Source organism: Protofrankia sp. CiP1_Cm_nod1 (assembly GCF_920888515.1).
Taxonomy (GTDB): domain Bacteria; phylum Actinomycetota; class Actinomycetes; order Frankiales; family Frankiaceae; genus Protofrankia.
This window is the reverse complement of sequence record NZ_CAKKTM010000249.1, coordinates 1-3,203: the sequence shown is the minus strand read 5'-3', so window position 1 is coordinate 3,203 and position 3,203 is coordinate 1. Positions and strand designations below refer to the sequence as shown.

The 3,203-nt window shown below is 72.1% G+C and carries 3 protein-coding genes; 2 read left to right on the top strand and 1 reads right to left on the bottom strand.

The annotated features are described in order from the left end of the window. Nucleotides 1–211: 211 nt before the first annotated feature. Nucleotides 212–673: a MarR family transcriptional regulator gene (locus NBX02_RS11315; RefSeq protein WP_250291260.1), complete on the bottom strand. Its 462-nt coding sequence runs from the start codon at nucleotides 671–673 to the stop codon at nucleotides 212–214. 525 nt (nucleotides 674–1,198) lie between these two features. On the opposite strand from NBX02_RS11315, the gene NBX02_RS11310 reads away from it, so the two are divergent. Together NBX02_RS11310 and NBX02_RS11305 are read left to right on the top strand one after the other, a co-directional pair. Then, nucleotides 1,199–1,681 carry an NADH-quinone oxidoreductase subunit B family protein gene (locus tag NBX02_RS11310; protein ID WP_250287511.1) on the top strand — a complete coding sequence of 161 codons (483 nt, stop codon included), beginning with the start codon at nucleotides 1,199–1,201 and terminating at the stop codon, nucleotides 1,679–1,681. Then, the coding region (locus tag NBX02_RS11305; RefSeq protein WP_250291258.1) for a proton-conducting transporter transmembrane domain-containing protein at nucleotides 1,678–3,203 on the top strand (1,526 nt) is incomplete at its 3' end. The genes NBX02_RS11310 and NBX02_RS11305, both read left to right, overlap by 4 nt.

Sequence of the window (3,203 nt, the reverse complement as noted above, 5' to 3'; positions counted from 1 at the left end):
CCGGTGCCCGAGGCGGTCCGTGAGCGGATCATGGCCTGCGCCGACCTGGCCCAGCTGGATGTCTGGCTACGCCGCGTGGGCACCGCGACCACCATCGACGACGTCATCCACGACTGACGATCCTCGCTTGCCGGCGGTACGAAGGTACGGCTGAGTGATATAGCGTGGGGCTGACCAGGGCTTTCCTTGGGAAAGCTGGTTATCGAGGGGATCAGGGAAGGTCGCTGTTGCCGCCCAGATTATCGATCATGCGGCGCAGGACGTTGAGTGCCGTCACGTAGTCGGCCGTTGCGATGCCTTCGTGCGTCTGTCCGTGAGCGCGCGCGGTGCGCTCCCTGGCGCGCAGCAGCCCAGCCTCCCCAACTCTGGTCAGCGCCAGTGAGCGCGTCAAGGCGTCCTCCGTCATCCATCCTCGGGTGATCAGATCGTCGAAGACGTCGTCGAAATCGATTCCGAGATCGTCGAACGGGGCCAGTCGCTCGACGAGCTTCGCCCGGCTCCACGCGCCGGGGGCACCGGCGACATGGTTGAGCGTCCACCAGTGCGGCTGGGTGAGATCTTCCGTGGCCAGCTCCGTACGGATGCGCCCGACCACCGCGCGGTACGCCTCACCGCTCCAGTAGCCGATGGGCTGGGAGGCAAGCTCCCGCTCGGAATACTCCTTCATGATCATAAAAATCCCCTCTCCGATCCGCCGGAAAAACATGATCATGCTGGGAGTTCAACCGCGGTCGAGGTCAAGGCATCCCCGCGACGCGGAACATCATCCGGACAGGCCTGCCGGGCCAGGGTTCGGCGGACGGTGGACGGCGGGGGTACCGGCGGCTCTTGGCATCTCCTTCAGTTGCTAATGTTTGCAATTGGTAAGGTCGGCGTGCCGTACGTGAGGCCGTGTCTGCATGCGGGGGAGACGCGGCCCACGGGGTGACTGCGGCCCGACGGACGCACCATCCACCGACGGCATGACCATGGCGGCGCGAAGCGTGTTGACACAGGTCATGGCGACACGGGTCGCGGACGCAGATCACAACGGTGTGGACCGCGGCAGCACCGATCGTGCCGTGGCAGCACGGCGCGTGACGGTGTGGATCGCGGCGTCGTCGGTTGCTCCGAAACAGCACGTACAGCACCCGACGCAACGTCTGGTCACCTTCCGCTCACCAGGAAGGACGTCGTCACCGAACATCAGGAGCATGTGGTGAATCTGCTGCGTAAGATCCGCGACACCGGGCGGGTGGCCGAACAGGCCCCGCCGGCGCCGCGGGCGGAGTGCCCACCGGCGGCCCGCGGGCTCGCCGGCTCGGTACAGGTGCGATGCGTCGATGCCGGGTCCTGCAACGGGTGCGAGATCGAGATTGCCGCCGCGTTCGGCCCGGTGTACGACGCCGAGCGGTACGGGGCGCGCGTGGTGGCGTCACCCCGGCACGCGGACGTGCTGCTGGTCACTGGGCCGGTGACGCGCAACATGGCCGAGCCGCTGCGCCGCACGGTGGAGGCGACACCACGGCCCCGGCTGGTGATAGCGGTGGGTGACTGCGCGCTGAACTGCGGGGAGTTCGCCGGCGGCTACGGCGTGCAGGGCTCGGTGGCCGACGTGGTGCCAGTGGACCTGCAGGTGCCGGGCTGCCCGCCGGAGCCGGACGCGATCGTGGCCGCGCTACGCACCGTGACTCGCCAGTGAGCGGTCTGGTCGGGCCGGCACTGGCCACCGCCACCGGGCTGGCCGGCGTCGGGGCGGTGGCCGGGGCGTTCACCCCCGAGCGGGTGCGGCCGGCTCTGGTGGGGGTGTGCACCGCCGGGGTCGGCGTGGCCGGGCTCACCGCCGGGCTCGCGGCGCTCGCCGGTGGCGGCGGCACCAGCGGCGGTGGCGCGCCGTGGTCGGCGAGCCTGCCCGGCCTGCTGCCGCTGGCCGGGGTGCATCTGACGGTGGACGCCCTTTCGGGGCTGTTCATGGCCGTCTCCGGCGCGGTGGTGGCGCCGGTGGCGCTCTACGGGATCGGTTACACCGGGCACGGGGTGTCCGCCCGCGGGGTGCAGGCGGTGTTACCCGTCTTCGCGGCCACGCTGCTGCTGGTGCCGGCGGCGTCCAGCGTGTCGTCCTTCCTGCTGCTGTGGGAGCTGATGGCGGTCACCTCGCTGCTGCTGGTGCTGGCCGAGCACCGGTCGCGGGCCGCGGTGCGCGACGCCGGGGTGTGGTACGCGGTGATGACGCATCTGGGCCTGGTGGCGCTCCTGATCGCCCTGGCGCTGTTCGCGGCCCGCGCCGGCGGTGAGACGTTCACTGCGCTGCGCGCGGGCGCGGGCGAGGTGCCGCCGGCCGTCCGTAGCACGGTCTTCGTGCTGGCGGTTGCCGCGTTCGCGTCCAAGGCGGGCACGGTCCCGCTGCACGCCTGGCTGCCGCGGGCGCATCCGCAGGCGCCCAGCCACGTCTCGGCGCTGATGAGCGCGGCCATGGTGAACCTGGGCGTCTACGGGGTGATCCGCGTCGGGTTCGACCTGCTCGGGGGCGGGCCGCGCTGGTGGTGGCTGGTGCTGCTGGCCGCCGGGGCGGTCTCGGCGGTGTACGGGATGTTGCAGGCGGCGATGGCCACCGACGTCAAACAGCTGCTGGCGTACTCGACGAGCGAGAACATGGGCCTGGTCCTGATCGGCGCCGGTGCGGCGGGGATGTTCGCCGCCGCCGGGGAACGGCCCCTCGCCGCCCTGGCGCTCGCCGCCGCGTTACTGCACGTGGTCAACCATGCCGCGTTCAAGGCGCTGCTGTTCTGCGCGGCCGGGTCGGTGCTGCGGGCCACCGGCGTGCGTGACCTGGACGCGCTGGGCGGGCTGCGGGCCCGGATGCCGGTGACGGCCGGGCTGTTCGCGGTGGGTGCGCTGGGGGCGGTGGCGCTGCCGCCGGGCAACGGGTTCGTCAGCGAGTGGCTGCTGCTGGAGTCGCTCGTGCACGGGCTGGGGGTGCCGGGGACGGCCAGCGCGGTGGCGCTGCCGCTGGCGGTCGCCGCCATCGCGCTGTCCGCGGGGCTGGCCGCCGCCACCTTCGTCAAGGCGCTCGGGGTGGGGTTCTTCGCCCGCCCCCGCGGCGCCGAGGCCGCCTCGGCGCGGGAGAGCCCCCCGGTCATGCTCGCCGGGATGGGGCTGCTCGCCGCCGGCTGCGCCGCCCTGGCGCTGGTCCCGGGGACACTGGCCGGCGGCCTGTCCGACGC